This is a genomic window from Enterococcus sp. AMC1251 (assembly GCF_058216535.1).
In genome coordinates this window covers 831726-849837 of the sequence record NZ_CM177098.1, presented here as the reverse complement: position 1 = coordinate 849837, position 18112 = coordinate 831726, and the positions used below count along the sequence as shown (strand labels likewise).

General features: G+C 36.0%; 14 protein-coding genes. All 14 read right to left on the bottom strand.

The window, feature by feature from the left end; all coding sequences use genetic code 11:
• Window positions 1-116 precede the first annotated feature (116 nt).
• Window positions 117-1472 (bottom strand): phosphoglucosamine mutase, encoded by a 1356-nt coding sequence (glmM, locus tag AC4BBR_RS04000; RefSeq protein ID WP_490461279.1) that lies wholly within the window; start codon window positions 1470-1472, stop codon window positions 117-119.
• Between the two features lie 90 nt (window positions 1473-1562).
• Entirely contained in the window at window positions 1563-2711 is a 1149-nt protein-coding gene (locus AC4BBR_RS03995) for a CdaR family protein (protein WP_490461278.1), read from the bottom strand.
• Window positions 2708-3595, bottom strand: a complete 888-nt coding sequence (gene cdaA, locus AC4BBR_RS03990) for a diadenylate cyclase CdaA (protein ID WP_490461277.1) — start codon at window positions 3593-3595, stop codon at window positions 2708-2710. Before cdaA ends, AC4BBR_RS03995 begins: the two co-directional genes overlap by 4 nt.
• A 158-nt stretch (window positions 3596-3753) precedes the next feature.
• Entirely contained in the window at window positions 3754-7431 is a 3678-nt protein-coding gene (nifJ, locus tag AC4BBR_RS03985) for a pyruvate:ferredoxin (flavodoxin) oxidoreductase (RefSeq protein ID WP_490461276.1), read from the bottom strand.
• Between the two features lie 212 nt (window positions 7432-7643).
• The gene (locus AC4BBR_RS03980; protein WP_490461275.1) at window positions 7644-8651 is read right to left on the bottom strand and encodes a DUF3114 domain-containing protein; all 1008 of its coding nucleotides are present in this window, start codon (window positions 8649-8651) and stop codon (window positions 7644-7646) included.
• Between the two features lie 91 nt (window positions 8652-8742).
• Window positions 8743-9051 (bottom strand): antibiotic biosynthesis monooxygenase family protein, encoded by a 309-nt coding sequence (locus AC4BBR_RS03975; RefSeq protein ID WP_490461274.1) that lies wholly within the window; start codon window positions 9049-9051, stop codon window positions 8743-8745.
• 128 nt (window positions 9052-9179) lie between these two features.
• Entirely contained in the window at window positions 9180-10520 is a 1341-nt protein-coding gene (gene glnA, locus AC4BBR_RS03970) for a type I glutamate--ammonia ligase (protein ID WP_490461273.1), read from the bottom strand.
• 42 nt (window positions 10521-10562) lie between these two features.
• The gene (locus AC4BBR_RS03965) at window positions 10563-10946 is read right to left on the bottom strand and encodes a MerR family transcriptional regulator (protein WP_438756992.1); all 384 of its coding nucleotides are present in this window, start codon (window positions 10944-10946) and stop codon (window positions 10563-10565) included.
• Window positions 10947-11937: 991 nt separating this feature from the next.
• Window positions 11938-13260: a DUF6056 family protein gene (locus AC4BBR_RS03960; RefSeq protein WP_490461272.1), complete on the bottom strand. Its 1323-nt coding sequence runs from the start codon at window positions 13258-13260 to the stop codon at window positions 11938-11940.
• Window positions 13261-13412: 152 nt separating this feature from the next.
• Window positions 13413-14645, bottom strand: coding sequence for a GTPase HflX (gene hflX / locus AC4BBR_RS03955; RefSeq protein WP_490461271.1), 1233 nt, complete (start codon window positions 14643-14645; stop codon window positions 13413-13415).
• A 12-nt stretch (window positions 14646-14657) separates the two neighbouring features.
• Window positions 14658-15569, bottom strand: coding sequence for a tRNA (adenosine(37)-N6)-dimethylallyltransferase MiaA (gene miaA / locus AC4BBR_RS03950; RefSeq protein WP_490461270.1), 912 nt, complete (start codon window positions 15567-15569; stop codon window positions 14658-14660).
• A 5-nt stretch (window positions 15570-15574) separates the two neighbouring features.
• Window positions 15575-16315: a glycerophosphodiester phosphodiesterase gene (locus AC4BBR_RS03945; protein WP_490461269.1), complete on the bottom strand. Its 741-nt coding sequence runs from the start codon at window positions 16313-16315 to the stop codon at window positions 15575-15577.
• Between the two features lie 138 nt (window positions 16316-16453).
• Window positions 16454-17428 carry an NAD-dependent epimerase/dehydratase family protein gene (locus AC4BBR_RS03940; RefSeq protein WP_490461268.1) on the bottom strand — a complete coding sequence of 325 codons (975 nt, stop codon included), beginning with the start codon at window positions 17426-17428 and terminating at the stop codon, window positions 16454-16456.
• A 139-nt stretch (window positions 17429-17567) separates the two neighbouring features.
• Window positions 17568-18104: a hypothetical protein gene (locus AC4BBR_RS03935; protein WP_490461267.1), complete on the bottom strand. Its 537-nt coding sequence runs from the start codon at window positions 18102-18104 to the stop codon at window positions 17568-17570.
• Between the last annotated feature and the right edge of the window lie 8 nt (window positions 18105-18112).

Below are 18112 nucleotides of genomic sequence, written 5' to 3'. Positions count from 1 at the left end.
TGTCAATAATAACCTCGAACAATTATCAAATCCTAGTAATGATTATTCGTTTTTTAAACTAGAAAAAATAACCTGTCACATGTTCCCATGCATACAGGTCATTCTAAATTTTTATGCTAGCCTATACCAATCTCAGCTTTCACGACATCTGCGATTTTATCTACATAGTAGTCCACTTTTTCTTGTGTCGGCGCTTCAGCCATCACACGTAACAAAGGCTCTGTCCCAGATGGACGAACTAAAATACGGCCATCGCCATTCATTTCTGCTTCCATTAATTCAACAACTTCTTTAATTGCAGGAATATCCATTGCACCATGTTTGTCCGTTACCCGAATATTCACTAATTTTTGTGGATAAACAGTCAATTCTGAAGCTAACTCAGATAATTTTTTCCCAGTTTGCTTCATGACATTTAACAATTGAATACCTGAAAGCATTCCATCACCAGTTGTATTATAATCCAAGAAAATCATATGTCCTGATTGTTCTCCACCGAAATTATAATCATTTTTACGCATTTCTTCAACAACATAACGGTCACCAACTTGCGTGATTACATCTTTCATGCCAGCCGCTTCCACTGCTTTTCTGAAACCTAAATTACTCATGACTGTTGTCACGATCGTATCTTTTTTCAAACGGTTCTTTTCAGCAAGGTATTTTGCGCAGATAAACATAATCTTATCTCCATCCACAATATTTCCCAGCTCATCGACCGCAATGATTCGATCTCCATCACCATCAAAAGCAAGACCCGCATCAGCGCCTTTTTCAACAACCATTTCAGCTAATTTCTCAGGATGAGTAGAGCCTACACCATCATTGATATTCAATCCATTAGGGCTTGTACCCATTGTATAGAAATCTGTTTCTAGATCTGCAAACAAACGGTTGACAGAAGTTGATGTTGCGCCATTTGCAGCATCGATACAAACAGTTAAACCAGATAAATCACCTGGAATTGTCTGCACTAAAAATTGAGAATATTTTAATAACCCTTCTGGAAATTCATCTAGCGTACCTAAGCCTTCCGCTGAAGGACGAGGTAAATTATCTTCTTCTGCATCTAATAAGGCTTCGATTTCAAGTTCTTGATCATCTACTAATTTAAACCCATCTGAACCAAAAAATTTAATGCCATTATCTTCAGCCGGATTGTGGGATGCTGAAATCATAACACCAGCTGATGCTTTTTGTAATCTTGTTAAGTAAGCAACTCCAGGCGTTGAAATAACCCCTAATTGAAATACTTCAATCCCAACAGATAACAGTCCTGAAATCAAGGCTTGTTCTAGTAATTGACCTGAAATACGCGTATCACGCCCGACTAATACTCTTGGACGGCGTGTGGAATCTTCATGCTGACTTAATACATATCCGCCAAAGCGACCTAATTTAAATGCTAATTCTGGCGTTAATTCCTTATTTGCAATTCCTCTAACACCGTCTGTTCCAAAATATTTACCCATCATAACTCTCCTTCTACTTACTAAGATAGCCTCAATTATTCTACTGAAGTACCACTCAAAAGAATAACCGATATTCTTAGGTCAATCTGCCTAATTTTCAGAAACTGAACTACTCCCATTTTTAATCTCATCTTCACCAGTACTTTCAGCACCCGACACCTTTGACGAGCTTGAAGTATTGGAAGAACTTGTTGTTTTTTCGCTAGATGGCAAAGGCAATGGTTGCGCTTGACTTGAATAGGATGTTGTTGAGCTTTGTCCACTAGTTTCAGAAAAACTTGTATTCATTCCTACAAAGACTGGATTAATCGTCACTTCCACTTCCTCAGGCGAAACAATATACTCTTCGTTTGTTGGAATCTTTATTTTTTGTTTGGTTGATGACTTTATATTACTCACATCAATAGGTAATTCTATTGTATCAATTGCATCTAAAACAGATTTTGTTCCTCTAATTTCTACTTTTTTCTCTGACAAATTAAATGTATAATAATCAACACCTGAAGGCGGTGAGCCAGTCGAATTAACTGTCAATCCAACTTCTTTTGAAGGCAATATTAGATCAACAACAACTTTTACCTGAGGTGCTGGATTTTCTATGCCTAATACTTGTCCTTTAGTATCAATTGCTTGAACATTAACCGTTTGTTTGATCGTATCAACGGATTGTTTAACATTCGATAAAGGGGCAATCACACGTGAGATTGCTTTAGCAGTCTCTTCACCAGTTGTGATTTCCACTGTTTTAGGGCTTAAAGTAATCTTCTCTACTTTGTAGCCTTCTGCCTCGATAGATTCAGGTAGTTGCGCTTCTACATCAAATGATTTGGTTACTTTTTTCTCCATTGTCACAGTGATCGTTTTAGGTTCAATTTCAGCTGTAACTGCTGTGCTCAATCCTTTGACTCTTAACTGAATTTCTGACGTTCCAAGTGGGGTCTCTGTCAAATCAGCCACTACTTGAAAGTTTCTAGTATCTTCATTCGATTCTAAATCCAATTGAATGCGATTGGCACTACTTAAATGAACGTTGACGGTATCTTCATAACCAGAAACAAAATATTTATCTTGGTCATACTCTAATTGAACAGGAATATTATACAACATTTCATCATAAACTTGGCTTACAACAGACATATTGCCCATATTTCCGGATGAGTTAGCATTAAAAAAGAGCAACAAGGCAAAAAGTAATGCCAATAATCCTGAGAACCAATTGCTTTGGTGGGGCTTTTTCATTTCTTTTTCGCCCCTTTCGATACACCTTCGATAAAGTGTTGCAAAAGATTTTTTTTATCTTTACTTTCTTCTTTTGGAACTAATTCTGCTCTTAGAATTTTCAGATACTCTTCCTGTGTTAATCTAGGAATCAAATCATTATTCAGTGTCAGACTGACATCACCTGTCTCTTCTGAGACAATGATCGTCACAGCATCACTAACTTCACTAATCCCTACCGCAGCTCTGTGGCGAGTCCCAAATTCTTTTGGAATCAAATTACTTTCCGATAAAGGCAGATAAGCACTTGCAGCAGCAATTTTTCCTTGTTTTACAATTACTGCGCCATCGTGTAATGGAGTATTGGGAATAAAAATATTGATCAGCAATTCGCCAGAAATATCAGCATCTAAATCAATACCCGTTTCAATGTACTCATCTAATCCTGTATTTCTTTCTATTGTAATCAACGCACCAATTTTCCGTTTAGACATATACTGAATGGCTTTGTCAAAAGCAAGGATCATTTTTTCATCTTCCTGTTGTTCAGATCTACCTGTACGGAAAAACGAACTTCTACCTAGATGCTCTAAACCTCGTCGGACTTCTGGTTGAAAGATTACAACCGCAGCAATAACGCCATACATAATGACTTGATTCATCAGCCAAGACAATGTATGTAATCCAATAATTTCACTCAATATACGAATCACAATAAAAACAGCGACTCCTTTTAATAACTGGACAGCTTTCGTCCCTCTGACTAGCATGATTAGTTTGTAAACAAGATACCACACCACCAAAATATCTATAACATTGATAATATAATCACGCGACAAGAAATCTGATGAGATCAATTGCCGCCAATATTCTAAATCAAATAATTGACTAAGTTGAAAAGACATCATAAACCTCACTTCTCTCTGAAGATTTCTTACATAAGTATACCATAATCTCATGCTTGATTACAGGATGAGTGTGAACGATAGAAAAATTTAAATAAAAAAGAATGAAAGAAGAAGTTTAGAATACCTGACTTCTTTCATTCTAAATCAAAATGTTTTTATTCTTCTATTTTCCCACGTTTTGCTGCACGTTCTGCTCGCCTAGCTGCTCTTCTAGCCTCGGCTTCTGGATCAACTACACGTTCTTTTTTTATCCGAGATGCCTTTTCTACGACTACTTCATCTGTTGTCTTTTCCAATTTTGCCCGAATTTTTTCTTCTTGACCTGTCATGCGGGCATAATTATAAAAGCGAGTTTTCGCATCTTCGACTGTTTTTTCAAAAAGTTTGCCAGCAAATTCAGGTTGTGTCGATTCTAATGAAGAAAAACGAACTTGTTTCCGCATAAATTCTTGCATCGCTTCAAAATTCGGTTTTTTGTAATCTAAAGTCATTGGATTTTTGCCTAACTCCCTTAATTCTGGATTGTAACGATACAATGACCAGTAACCAGAAGCAACTGCTTCTTTTGCTTCCTCTAAGGTTTTACTCATTCCTCCTGCCAAGCCGTGAGTAATGCAAGGTGTATAAGCGATGATAATCGATGGTCCAGGAAAACGTTCTGCTTCTTCGAACGCTTTGATCGTCTGCATTTGATTCGCTCCTGAAGCAATTTGTGCAACGTAGACATTGCCATAAGTCATCGCCATCATACCTAAATCTTTTTTAGAAACATATTTTCCACTCGCAGAAAATTTGGCAATCGCAGAAGCTGGTGTTGCTTTTGATGTTTGACCGCCGGTATTAGAGTATACTTCGTTGTCTAAAACCAACATATTCACATCAGCTCCACTAGCAAGAACATGATCGATCCCGCCATAACCTATATCATATGCCCAGCCGTCCCCACCAATCATCCATTGGCTATTTTTTACGAACAAATCATTGTCAGCATAAATCGCTTCTAATAATGGTTGATTATTTTTTTCATCAAGTAAAGCAGCTTTTAGTTTTGCGGCGCGTTGTTGCGTTCCTTCGCCTGTGTGCATGTACTTGATCCAGTCTTCCATCAGCAATTTTAATTCTGATGAAGCGATGTTCTTAGCTTCACTCATTTTCATCACTAAATGTTCGCGACGAGTTTGACTGGCTAAAAACATGCCATATCCAAATTCTGCATTATCTTCTAATAGTGAATTTGACCAAGCAGGTCCTTGTCCTTCGTCATTTATCGTATAAGGAGAGACAGGAGCTGCGCCCCCCCAAATAGAAGAACAGCCTGTAGCATTAGCAATCATCATTCGATCGCCAAACATTTGAGTTAACAGCTTCACATAAGGCGTTTCCCCACAGCCAGAACAAGCACCAGAGAATTCTAATAAAGGTTTGTTAAATTGAGTCCCTAAAACAGTATTAGGTTTTGCAGGATTCTCTTTTTGCTTCAACGTCATAGAGAATGCCCAGTTCATTGCTTGCTCTTTTTGTTCTTCATACGGTTTCATAGCTAAAGCTTTTCCTTTTGCAGGACAAACATCTACACAAAGACCGCAGCCAGTGCAATCTTCAACAGATACTTGAATACGATATTTCAAGCCATCGGCACCACGCATTTCTCGCACGATATAGCCTTCCGGTGCTTCTTCCATTTCTTCATTATCAGCTAAAAAAGGCCGAATCGCTGCATGAGGACAAACAAACGCACATTCGTTACACATCGTACAACGATCACTATTCCATTCTGGTACTTCTAAAGCGATACCGCGTTTTTCCACAGCGGTTGTACCAAGTGGCATCCGTCCATCTGTCATATCATTTTTGATAAACGCACTAACCGAAAGATCATTTCCTTCTTGACGGTTGATCGGTTCTACGATTTCATGAACATAATCAGTCACATTTGCTTTACGCTCTTTTGGTTCTATTTCAATTGCTTTCCAAGTAGCTGGGACTTCGACTTTGTGCAAAAGTTCAACCGTGCGTTCAATTGCCTGAATATTTTTCTCTACAACAGATAGTGATTTTCTGGAATAGCTTTTGATTGCTTCTTCTTTTAAGATTGGCAACACTTCATCAAATGGCATAATATCTGCTAACTTAAAAAAGGCTGTCTCCATCGCAGTATTGATCCGCCCACCTAGTCCTACTTCGCTAGCTAGCTTAACAGCATTGATTGTATAAAAATTAATGTCATTTTCAGCTAAATAGCGTTTTAATTTATTCGGTAAGAAGCGCTCTAATTGCTCATCACTCCATACTGTATTAAGTAAAAAGGTTCCGCCTTTTTTTAAGCCTTTAACTAAGTCATACGTATTCAAATAAGCCGCAGTGTGGCAGGCAACAAAATCTGCATGCTCAATTAAATACGTCGAACGAATCGGTGTCTCGCCAAACCGTAAATGAGAAACCGTCAGCCCACCAGATTTTTTTGAATCGTAATAAAAGAACCCCTGAGCGTATTTATCGGTATGATCCCCAATGATTTTAATGGCAGATTTATTTGCACCAACTGTACCATCTGAACCAAAACCCCAGAATTTTGCTTGATAGGTTTTAGAATTAGTTAGATCCAGCGCTTCCCCACAATCAAGAGAAGTGTATGTTACATCATCTACGATTCCAATCGTAAAACGAGATTTCGCCGCCTTTTTATCTTTTAATAACTCGTCATAAATAGCCACGATTTGGTTTGGCAACACGTCTTTTGATCCCAGACCATAGCGTCCGCCGATAATCATTGGGCGTAAATCAGATTCATACATCGCACTTTGAACATCTAAAAGTAAAGGTTCGCCACCTGCTCCTGGTTCTTTCGTACGATCCAGCACACCAACTGCTTTAACAGTCTTAGGCATCTTTTCTAAAAAGTTATTAATCGGGAACGGACGATACAAATGAATATTCAAAAAACCGACTTTTCTGCCTTGCTTTGTTAAATAATCGATTGTTTGCTCGATCGCTTGAGCTGCTGATCCCATAGAAACAATTACTTCTTCTGCATCTTCTGCTCCATAGTAAGTAACTAAATCATAATTCGTTCCTCTAAGCTCATTGATTTCATCCATATATTTTTTCACAACAGCTGGAATTTGTTCATAGTAGCCATTGATCGTTTCACGTTGCTGGAAATGGATATCAGGATTTTGATTCGTTCCACTAACAGAGGGATGATTTGGATTCATACTTCTGCTACGGAAGTTGTCTAATTTGTCTTGATCCAATAAGGGGGCTAATTCTTCATATTCCAATACTTCGATTTTTTGAATTTCATGACTTGTTCGAAACCCATCGAAAAAGTTGATAAATGGTATACTGGATTCAATTGAAGCTAAATGCGCAACCGCAGATAAATCCATGACTTCTTGTACACTGCTTTCGCATAACATAGCAAATCCTGTCTGACGAGCAGCCATAACATCCCCGTGATCGCCGAAAATATTCAACGCATTCGTTGTCACCGCGCGGCTAGCTACATGAAAGACCGATGGAAGCAATTCTCCAGCAATCTTGTACATGTTCGGTATCATCAATAATAACCCTTGTGAAGCAGTATATGTAGTTGTTAATGCTCCTGTCTTTAGCGATCCGTGGACCACACCTGCAGCTCCAGCTTCTGATTGCATTTCAACAATTTTAATAGGTTGTCCAAAAATATTTTTCTTTCCTTCAGCCGACCATTGATCGACAAGTTCCGCCATCGTTGAGCTTGGTGTAATTGGATAAATAGCGGCTAATTCAGTAAACGCATATGAGATGTATGCAGCGGCTGTATTTCCATCCATTGTCTTCATTTTTCGCATTATATAGTCATCATCCTTCTATCTAAAAGTAGAATAGTTGCACGCATATTCTTATCCATTATAACGGATGTACGCCAAATTTGAAACATTATGTGAAAACATTTCACAAACTTATTGTTTATTTAGGTTTCTTCTACTTGAATACATGAGAACTTTTGTGAAAAAAGTCTGTTGGCAAATAGAGCAAATTAACTTAACCAATCTTTTATTTTTTAGCGATCTTCTTTTTTATACCTAACTCCTTTTTCAGCTAGTCGTCTAACTAGCTGATAAAACCAATTATCTGTAGGAGAAATCCAATTTCGCTTGAGTTCATTTCGCTTATCTGTATCAAAATATTTAGGTGGATTTCCATCTAATTTATCGTGTGTATGATGTTGATCAACTCTCGGCCGCTCACCGTAATTGAAAGATTCACCATTCGCAATTGCGCGCTCTAAGTAGTTTCTTTCTTTGATTGGTTCTTTCCATTGACTTAAAAGTTGACCTTGTTCGTCTAAAATGAATTCGCTATGATAATCACCAGACAACATTTTCCGATAAAAGCCATGTTTTCTAATTTTCTTTACTAATCCTCTATTTGAAAGAGTTCTAGCTTTTTTATTACAATCATCGATCAGTATACCTGAACCGAAATGAGCACGATTATGATACTGTGGATCTGCATAAAACCACTCATCACCAAGAATCATTTTTATAGCGGTTTCATCATTTTTCAAATTATATTTCTTTTTATAGTTTTCCACATATTCAATGATACATTTATCTAGTTGATTTCTAAATTGATGAATTTTTGTTTCATTTGCGTATTTTTTCTTGAGAGCTACTTTTGTTAATTTTTTATCCACTTGCTTTATCATTAATCCATTAGGGTAGGCACGCTGTACAGCTTCTGAATAAAGTACAAAAAAATCTGCACCAGGTGGCATTTGATTACAAAATTTATATTCTGTTGGTGCAAACTGCAAATCACCTAACTCATCTAGATACCCTCCTAAATGATTGATAACAAGCATGACTTTTTCTTGGTCTGATAGCAAACTCTTTTCAAACATTTCTGTGTAGATTTGTGAACCAACTAAAAAGATTTCTTGATCTATTTTTTTCGTGAGTTCATGTATATTGTTTATGTAGACAATCAGAGCAGTTTTATCCCACCCTTGCTGTTGAAGTTTTTCTATTTTTCCAAGGGTAGTTGCAGAGACATTAAATTTTTGCATGTCTTTTCTCCTTAGTGTTTTTCGCACCTATTTAAACCAATAGAAAGAAATCCTAGTAATTAAGTTATATCAGGTTTCAGTACATTATTATTTATGAATAAACCTCATAGCTCTTTCTAATTTTTTCTAAGACAACAGAGAGTTTCGCTTCTTTATTTTTATATGCATCTCGATGTTCTTGTAAATGCTCTGGACGCTTCAGCCAATTTTGGAAGTCTTTTTTCTTCTGCCATTTAGATACCAACATAAATTCACAATTACCTTTTTCCTCAGAAAACCAACATTCACTTGATAAACAACCTGAATATTCTAACATTGAAGCAACATCTTTACTTGTTTTTATTTTAAAAGCTTCTATACCGTCTTTTTTTATAATAAACCTAACTGTTTGGACAATCATGATTTCTTCTCCTTTTCTAAGTTTAATTGATAACTATTCTCACTTATAATTATATCATACTTCAATTTTCTTGACTGAACAATACAAAAAAGGCGGATAAACCAGCTCCTGATTTACCCACCTGTTAATTAATATAACTCTAAATATTGTTCTCTTTCCCATTCAGAAACTGTTTGACGGAAAGCAGCCCACTCCATACGTTTCGCTTCAACAAAGTTTACATAGATATGCTCACCTAATGCATCAATCATTACATCATCTTTGCGTAATTCTTTGATTGCATTGTGTAGAGTTGAAGGCAGATCATGAATTTGTGCTTCTTTTCGTTCTTCTTCATTCATCACATAAATATTTCGGTCAACTGCTTGAGGTGGCGTAATTTCATTTCTGATTCCATCTAATCCCGCTTGTAAAAGAGCCGCCATTGTTAGATACGGATTAGCCGATGGATCAACTGAACGTAATTCCAAACGAGTTGATAAACCACGTGATTCAGGAACTCGTACCAAAGGCGAACGGTTGCGTCCACTCCAAGCAACATAAACTGGAGCCTCATATCCTGGTACTAAACGCTTATATGAATTAACCGTTGGATTACAAACAGCAGTATAAGCACGTGCATGTTTTAACAATCCACCGAGGAAGTGATACGCTGTTTGGCTTAGCTGCATTGGACCATTCTCATCGTAAAAAACATTTTCATTCTCTTTAAATAAAGACATATTGCAATGCATTCCTGAACCATTGATACCATATAATGGCTTTGGCATAAATGTTGCGTGCAATCCGTGTTTTCTAGCAATCGTCTTAACGACTAACTTAAACGTTTGGATATTATCACAAGCTTCGATCACATCTGCATATTTAAAGTCGATCTCATGTTGTCCAGGAGCCACTTCATGATGAGATGCTTCTACTTCAAAACCAAGGCTTTCTAGTTCAAGGACAATATCTCTACGACAGTTCTCACCAAGATCTGTTGGTGCAAAATCAAAATAACCGCCTCGATCATTTAAATCAGTTGTAATTTTACCATCTTCATCTAGTTTAAATAGGAAAAACTCAGGCTCAGGTCCAAGATTAAATGAAGTAAAGCCTAACGATTCCATATCAGCTAGCGCCCGTTTTAAGTTACCACGAGGGTCTCCTGCAAATGGCGTCCCATCTGGATTATAAATATCACAAATTAAACGAGCAACTTTCCCGTGTGCGCTCTCCCAAGGAAAAATCATCCATGTTGATACATCTGGATATAAATACATATCACTTTCTTCAATTCTCACAAAACCTTCAATAGAAGATCCATCAAACATCATTTTATTACTTAACACTTTATCTAATTGGCTCACTGGAACTTCCACATTTTTGATTGTTCCCATAATGTCTGTAAACATTAATCGCAAAAATCGAACATTTTCTTCATCTGCTATTCGTTTGATATCTTCTACTGTGTTTTGTTTCTCTGTCATTGTCTTTCTTCACGTCCTTCATTTTTTTGTACAGCTCCATTGTTACAATTTTGGCCCTCTAGATTGGAATGGATTTTGTTGAGTAAGCCCCCCTTGAGAAATAAGTTCATCATATAGAATCTTTCGAACATCTTCATCAGTTAGCGGTTTGTTTGATTCTTGCGCATGCATTTGTTCTTCCAACTTCATTTCATAAACGCGTTTGATCCCTGCCATATTTAGACCATCTGATAAATAATCTTTAATTTCTAGCAATACATCAATGTCATTCAGTGAATACATACGTCGGTTCCCGTCACTTCTTTCAGGATGAATCAAATCTTGTTCTTCATAATAACGGATTTGACGCGCTGATAAATCAGTCAGTTTCATAACCGTTCCGATTGGAAAAACTGACATAGATCTTCTCAGTTCCTTCTCTCTCATATCCACCCCCCTCTCTATTTTAAAAAGCACAGCAGGCTGTTCAACTCTAACAGAAAAGTAAGAAAATATGTTTATGACATTTTTTGTCACAGGCATATTTTATCTTTTTTAGAGGATCTAGCCTGCGTAGCTAGATATGTTAGGTATAGAATATCAATACTTTTTTCTGTTGTCAATGATTTATGTTAGGTTTTCTGACATAAAATAAATAACCAAGTAAAAAACAGTGTATATCTAATAACTCCCGCATGATTTATGAAAAAAATAAAAGGATATGAAACAAAAGGACAAATCACTTTTGTTTCATATCCTACAATTTAACTAAACGTTGAAATCAGAAGCAACCACTCCGTGTCGATCACATCAAATTCTAAGTGCTAAAGCACTTAGAATTTGATGGCTTCTGGAATACTATTCTACTTATGTTGATGTATAAAATTTCCCCAACTTTTCAGCTAATTCTTTTGGCGCATCTATATTCACTTCATAATTTGCATTATTCACGAAATTCAGCTTTGGCCTATCTGTATTTTTTTACTAAGCTTTCTGCTGTTTTTTTATTTGCGCTATCTTTTGCTCCACAAAAAACTAAAATATCACATAAGTTACTTTTTAGTTTTCCACTGAAATCTATATCAATCATAGACGTTGTTAACTGAATAAATTCTTGCTTTTGTATTGTGCCCCAATCAGCACCAATGTGTCAACTTATTTAAGATGATCTACCGCGTAGTTCAATGCAATAATTCCTTCCAAAGAAAGCCCACACAAGTTCACAAGCTCAGAACTAGCTTAGCAATACGCAGAAAATTCCTGATATAAATTCTGATACGTGAATTCTTTATTTTTAAGAAACAGAAATAACCCCAGACAGTTTGGCTTGATCGCCTCATTTATAAACGATATCGTCTAACCCCAACTTAATTGTGCGCTACATAGACCATGAATAAAAACATAAACTCATCAGAAAAATCCTCTTAACAATCTTAAATCACACCAAAAAGAGTACACAAACTAAATTTACCAGAGGTATAAAACAAGCAAAAAATAACAACTGTCTTTTTTCTATTTGACTTCTATTTAACAGAGCTTGTTGATAAAGCATAAATAAAATAATCAACAGAAAAATAGATGAACACATAAGTACCCTAGCACCAGAAGCATACATCGTCGGTGAAAACCACATTAATAGGGAAGAAAACAAGGCTGCGCTATAACTTAATCCTATGAATATCTTTTGTTTGGCGACTGATATGGACAAAGCGACAACTAAACCAAAAAACAATCCCCACAATACATAAGGTAACACGGCATTCAATAATGCCCCGTTTAAAATATTGCCGGATTTTAGCTGAGCGATCCCATCCCCTTCATTGATAAGTTGAAAATTGGTCACTCTATTTGGAAAGTTAGAAGTCAACAGAAACAGAAACACTGTATAGCTTGCGGTTACTTTAGCAAGTAATTTGGAAGAATCAATGACCATAGAAAGCACAAAAATAACAATAAATAAAAGCAATAATTTTGTCTGCCAGCCTTCAAATAACCACGAGCTTCCTCTTAACACTCTTGCCAATGGAGACAGCTTATTAAAATCTGGCATCCACATAGTAATTTCCTTTTGCATCCTAAGTTTATTCCCAGGAGCGAAAAACATAAAGAAGAATCCAGTGACAAAAAATGCCGTTGGAATATATAGAAAGTAGTTTTCTTTCCTTTTATTGAGTAACATCGTCCCATGATAAATAAAAACAACACCAATAATACAAGCAATTAACTGTTCATTTGAAAATGAAAAAATAAACGCAGGCAATAAATAGAGCCGAATTGATGTTTTCTTATTTCTAAAGAAATGATCTGCGTAGGGAATCAACGCGAACAAACCTAATGCTAACGGCCACAAATAGTTAACCGCTCCAGTAATCCAAAAAATAGAATCTTTCATAACCCAGATATTAATAAATCCAAATGATAAAAATGCTATTAGAAAATTCCTGCGACTAACAGTTCCTACAACTATCCTTACCAAAGAATAGCTATACAACAACCAGGCACAAGCACTAATTAAATGATGAACAAATAATGGAACTAAAAAGATCAGATATAGCATCGCTTCTGGAAATAGTCGCGCAGACCAATTATTGTAACGCCACTTTAGAAACCCAACAAAACTATACTCTTGAGAAATCTTCATAAACCAACCATCGTCTGAGCTCATATCCACATCGAAATTCGAAAAATATATAACTGCAAAAACCAACAAACCAATATAAAATAAATACTGTCCCTTTTTACTTTTCATAAAATTTTGCAAACTGAACTACCGCCTTCCCCTCTCATTTTTTATTTAGTATATCATTACATCAATCAAATAACTACACAAAATAAAGTGAAAAACTGAGTAAGAAAACCTATTCAAGGCTCTTCCACTCAGTCATATACGATATAATTATATTTTAAAATTATCTATTCATCTAACTCACGCATCCATTTAGCATGCTTTTTAGCGAACCCCTTAACATGATATACATTTTCAGCTTCTTCAAATACTTCTGATAAAAGTAAAGTATGGCGCTTCAATTCACTCAACTGCTGACCTTGATTTGAAGGAATATCTAACTCATATGGAACAAATAATTCCATCATCTTCTCTCTAACAATTTTTGTCAGCTCTTCTTTTCCTAACGTACTTTTAGCTGAAACCAATACGTTAGGAAATAACGTTGGTACAAAATCAACTTCATTAAGCTGATCACTTTTATTGTAAACTGTTATGATCGGAATCTGCTCTAAATCTAAATCGTTCAGCAATTCAACAACTGTTTGCTCATGCTGTAAACGATCTTCTGAACTCGCATCAACCACGTGTAATAATAGATCCATGCTTCGACTTTCTTCCAACGTTGATTGGAACGCCTCGATCAGCTGCGTAGGCAAATCTTGAATAAATCCTACAGTGTCTGTCAGCGTTACAATCATTCCATGTGGCAGTTGCCATTTTTTGGTTAAAGGATCCAACGTGGCAAATAATTGATCTTCTGAATAAGCGCCAGCCGTTGTCAATAAGTTTAAAATTGTCGATTTCCCAGCATTCGTATACCCAATCAAACCAATTTGAAATATATCTGATGATTGACGTTTCTGTCTGCTTCGTTCACGATGAGCCGAAACTTCTTTTAGTTCACGTTTAATTGCTATGATCTTATTTCGGATATGCCGACGATCTGATTCGAGTTTCGTTTCTCCTGGACCTCTTGTTCCAATTCCTCCACCTAAACGAGATAACTGTTTCCCCTGTCCGACTAATCGAGGCAGTAAATAATTCAACTGAGCCAACTCAACTTGTAGTTTCCCTTCTTTTGAACGGGCACGCATCGCAAAAATATCTAAAATTAATTGTACACGATCGATGACTTTGACATTAACAGCTTCAACAATTAGTTGATTTTGTCTAGGTGTTAATTCATGGTTAAAAATGACAATATCTGCTTCATACGCATCAACTAACTGAACTAATTCTTCTAGTTTCCCTTTACCAATCACAGTTTGCGAATCCACACGAGGACGTTTTTGAGTTAAAGAAAAAACGACTTCTCCTTGCGCTGTCACCGTTAAGTTTTTTAATTCTTTCATAGAACCTTCAAATCGAGTGTAATTTTTTTCTGTTTCAACACCCACTAAGATAACCTTTTCTGCCATGTTTTGTCCTTCCTAAGAATCCAGCCAATTCTCTATTTCAATTTCTAAATCAAAAATAGTATCAGGTGATTGTGCTAAATCCCACCAGCTGGCATTCATGCGATTTCTAAACCAGGTCAATTGCCTTTTCGCATATCTTCTAGAATTTTGTTTTACTTGTTCCGTTGCTTCTTCTAACGTTTCTTTACCTTGAAAATAAGGGAAAAACTCTTTATAACCGATCCCTTGAATTGATTGTTGCGTTTGATTTTTATACAGTAATTCCGCTTCTTTTAAAAGTCCTTGCGTCATCATTATATCAACACGACCATTGATTCGATCATAAAGTTCGGCTCGATCCGTTTCGAGTCCGACCAAGAAATAATCGTATATTTTTTTGGGACTTTCTTTAGGTGTTAAGATACTAAATCCTGTTTTATCAAATACTTCCAGTGCTCGAATTACTTTTTTACGGTTATTGAAATGGATGCTTTCTGCTGCTTGGCTATCTTTTTCTTGGAGTAGTACCCATAGGCGTTGATTTCCGTGTATTTCGGCAAATCGTTGGTACTTCTCACGTATTTCAGTTGATTCATCTTTCGCACCTAATTCAAAGTCATAAAGCAATGCTTGAACGTAAAGTCCTGTTCCCCCAACAACAATCGGTAACTTGCCTTTTGCTGTAATTAAATCGATTGCTTGGCGACCTTCCTTTTGAAAATCAGCAACAGAGTAAGTTTCAGATAATTCCCGACAATCGATTAAATGATGTAAAATACCTTCACGTTCTTCTTTAGTCACTTTTGCTGTTCCTATATCTAAATGTCTATAGACTTGCATTGAATCTCCACTAATGATTTCTCCATTGAGTTTTTTGGCTAGTTCAATACTTAAAGAGGTTTTTCCAACTGCTGTTGGGCCTACGATTACGAGTACTTTTTTCAATCTTTTCATCCTTCATCTTGTATCAATTTACGTATTTTTATTGCTAATTCTGGAAAATCCGTGTGAATTCCTGCCAAGTACTTGCTAAAGCATAATGTCATATTTTCTTTTTCGTTAACTGTCCATGGTCGAATCGCCTTTGGAAAATCGGCCAAATCGTCTATATGTTTGTGTACCCAATCAATATTAGGATGGATTCCTTCAATAAATTCTGCCTGAACTGCTCTTTGTTCATCTTTATCAGAAATTTTGAATATCGATGCTATGTTTTGTTTTGTTTCCATTTTCCAGATTTTTTCTAAACTCTTGAAATGAAAACTTGAATATATATAATCAAACGACCGTTCCTGAGACTTCATAAGTTGAACAATCCTCTGTTCGATCCCATCATAATGTATCTTGTCCGTTTTAATTTCAATATTTAACAGACCCTTAAAATTCTCTTTTTTTAATAGCATCAACACTTCTTCTAACGTAGGAATCTCTTGAACTATTGGATTTTTTTCAAACCAGCTACCGGCATCAAATTGTTTTAATTCTGCTAATGTTAGACTGTCAACTGTTCCGTGACCATTCGTGGTGCGATCAATCGTTTCATCGTGAATCACGATCAGATGATTATCTTTTGATAATTGAACGTCTAACTCGATTCCATCAGAACCAACACGAATAGCTTCTTTAAACGCAGACAAGGTATTCTCTGGATGAGTTCCTTTACTCCCGCGGTGGGCAATTATTTTCGTCACAATTCTCCCTCCAATCGAAATCATTGTATCATTCATGACAACGAGTATCAAACAATTATAAGGATTTTTATTCATTAAAAAACAGACGAGAATCGCTCATCTCGCCTGTTCCGAATAGTCTATTAGGTTAATAACGAACTAGTTTTCTAAGATCTCTTTGCCAATATTGTTGAGTTCATAAGAAACGTACTTTTCAAGCCCAGATTTGATAGTGTACTTTGGTTTATAGCCCACCGTTCTAACTTTCGTAATATCAGCAAGAGAATGCTTGATATCTCCTGATCGTTCGTCTTTGTAACGAACCGGTAAACTCACATTTAAAAGGCTATCTATAGTAGAAACTAATTCATTCAAGTCAATCGCTTCACCCGTCCCAATATTGTACACTTCTCCTAATGTATCTTTAGACGTTGCAATAAGATTTAGCGCTTGAATGACATCTTCAATAAAAACAAAATCTCTTGATTGTGTTCCATCACCAAATACGGTGAACGTAGATTTCTCTTTATTCAATAATTTCTTATAACGATCCATCATAATTGATATAACACCAGAATATGGTGATTCGGGATTTTGTTTTGGTCCATAAACATTAAAGAACCGTACTGCACTTGTCGGAATATTGTACAAATGGTAGTAATCAACTACATATTTTTCTGCAGCAAATTTATCAATTGCATATGGAGTTAACGGTCTTATAACAGATTCTTCTCGTTTGGGTAAGGTTGGTTCATCTCCGTAGACAGCTGCAGATGATGCAAACAATAATCGTTTTAAGCTTGCTTGGTTACATTTTACTAATTCTAATAATTGAAAAACACTATCAAAGTTTATCTGATGTGTCTCTAACGGACGTTCCACAGAATCAGCTACACTTGCAATCGCAGCCAAATGAAAAATATAGTCAAACTGCGTTTCTGTTAATACTTTTTCCATTAATTCACCGTCTGTCACGCTACCTTCAATAAAAGAAAGGTTCGCAGATGAATCTAGATTACTCTTACTTCCCATTGATAAATCATCAATGACTGTTACTTTATGGTCTTTACTGTAAAAATTCGCTAAAGTAGAACCGATAAATCCTGCCCCACCAGTGATTAATATATTATTCATTTATCAATAACTCCTAATTTTAGATAGAATAAAAAATAACTTTTAGATCTTATTTAGTTTATCATGTATACTCAAAGAGGTCTACTATAATTATAAAAACTAGTTGCCCCTTGAGAGCAACTAGTCAATCTTTGTTTAATCAATTATGTCGTTCATTTTCCTTTTCTTTTGCAACTTCTACAACTGATTTATTTTCTTTCTTAGCCTGTTTTACCAAGTCAACGATTTCGTTATTGTACATTTTATTGGGATCCATATTCGCCTCTCTTAATGCTTCACGAGCTTTTTCGATTTCAGCTTCGTCAATAATTTTGTCCGGTTGATCTTTAATATATTGAGAAATAGATTGGCCACTTTTCTTAATTTCCGCCTGCATTGCCTCGATTTCCTGATCCGTAAATAATGTGCTGTCAAACCCAGCCTGCTCGATATCTTCTCTGTATTTTTTCAATTCTTCCATACTGAGAGTCACGTCTTCGTAACTATAAGATACTTCCGTTTCGTTGGAATAATCTATCACTTTTGAGTTATCAAAATGAGCTGCCGTACTTTGAGAAGAACTTGTCCCTAAACCTTGATTTTTCTCACTTTCGTCATTATTCATTTTAACAAAAACAACAACACCTACTAATAAAATGATAAAACATAATAAAAACAAAAGTTTCTTATTTTTCATTACTTTTC

Excerpts from the sequence above, each read along its gene's own strand:
- glmM (WP_490461279.1), bottom strand. The coding sequence starts at position 1,472 with ATGGGTAAATATTTTGGAACAGACGGTGTTAGAGGAATTGCAAATAAG.
- AC4BBR_RS03995 (WP_490461278.1), bottom strand. The coding sequence starts at position 2,711 with ATGAAAAAGCCCCACCAAAGCAATTGGTTCTCAGGATTATTGGCATTA.
- cdaA (WP_490461277.1), bottom strand. The coding sequence starts at position 3,595 with ATGTCTTTTCAACTTAGTCAATTATTTGATTTAGAATATTGGCGGCAA.
- nifJ (WP_490461276.1), bottom strand. The coding sequence starts at position 7,431 with ATGCGAAAAATGAAGACAATGGATGGAAATACAGCCGCTGCATACATC.
- AC4BBR_RS03980 (WP_490461275.1), bottom strand. The coding sequence starts at position 8,651 with ATGCAAAAATTTAATGTCTCTGCAACTACCCTTGGAAAAATAGAAAAA.
- AC4BBR_RS03975 (WP_490461274.1), bottom strand. The coding sequence starts at position 9,051 with ATGATTGTCCAAACAGTTAGGTTTATTATAAAAAAAGACGGTATAGAA.
- glnA (WP_490461273.1), bottom strand. The coding sequence starts at position 10,520 with ATGACAGAGAAACAAAACACAGTAGAAGATATCAAACGAATAGCAGAT.
- AC4BBR_RS03965 (WP_438756992.1), bottom strand. The coding sequence starts at position 10,946 with ATGAGAGAGAAGGAACTGAGAAGATCTATGTCAGTTTTTCCAATCGGA.
- hflX (WP_490461271.1), bottom strand. The coding sequence starts at position 14,645 with ATGGCAGAAAAGGTTATCTTAGTGGGTGTTGAAACAGAAAAAAATTAC.
- AC4BBR_RS03940 (WP_490461268.1), bottom strand. The coding sequence starts at position 17,428 with ATGAATAATATATTAATCACTGGTGGGGCAGGATTTATCGGTTCTACT.
- AC4BBR_RS03935 (WP_490461267.1), bottom strand. The coding sequence starts at position 18,104 with ATGAAAAATAAGAAACTTTTGTTTTTATTATGTTTTATCATTTTATTA.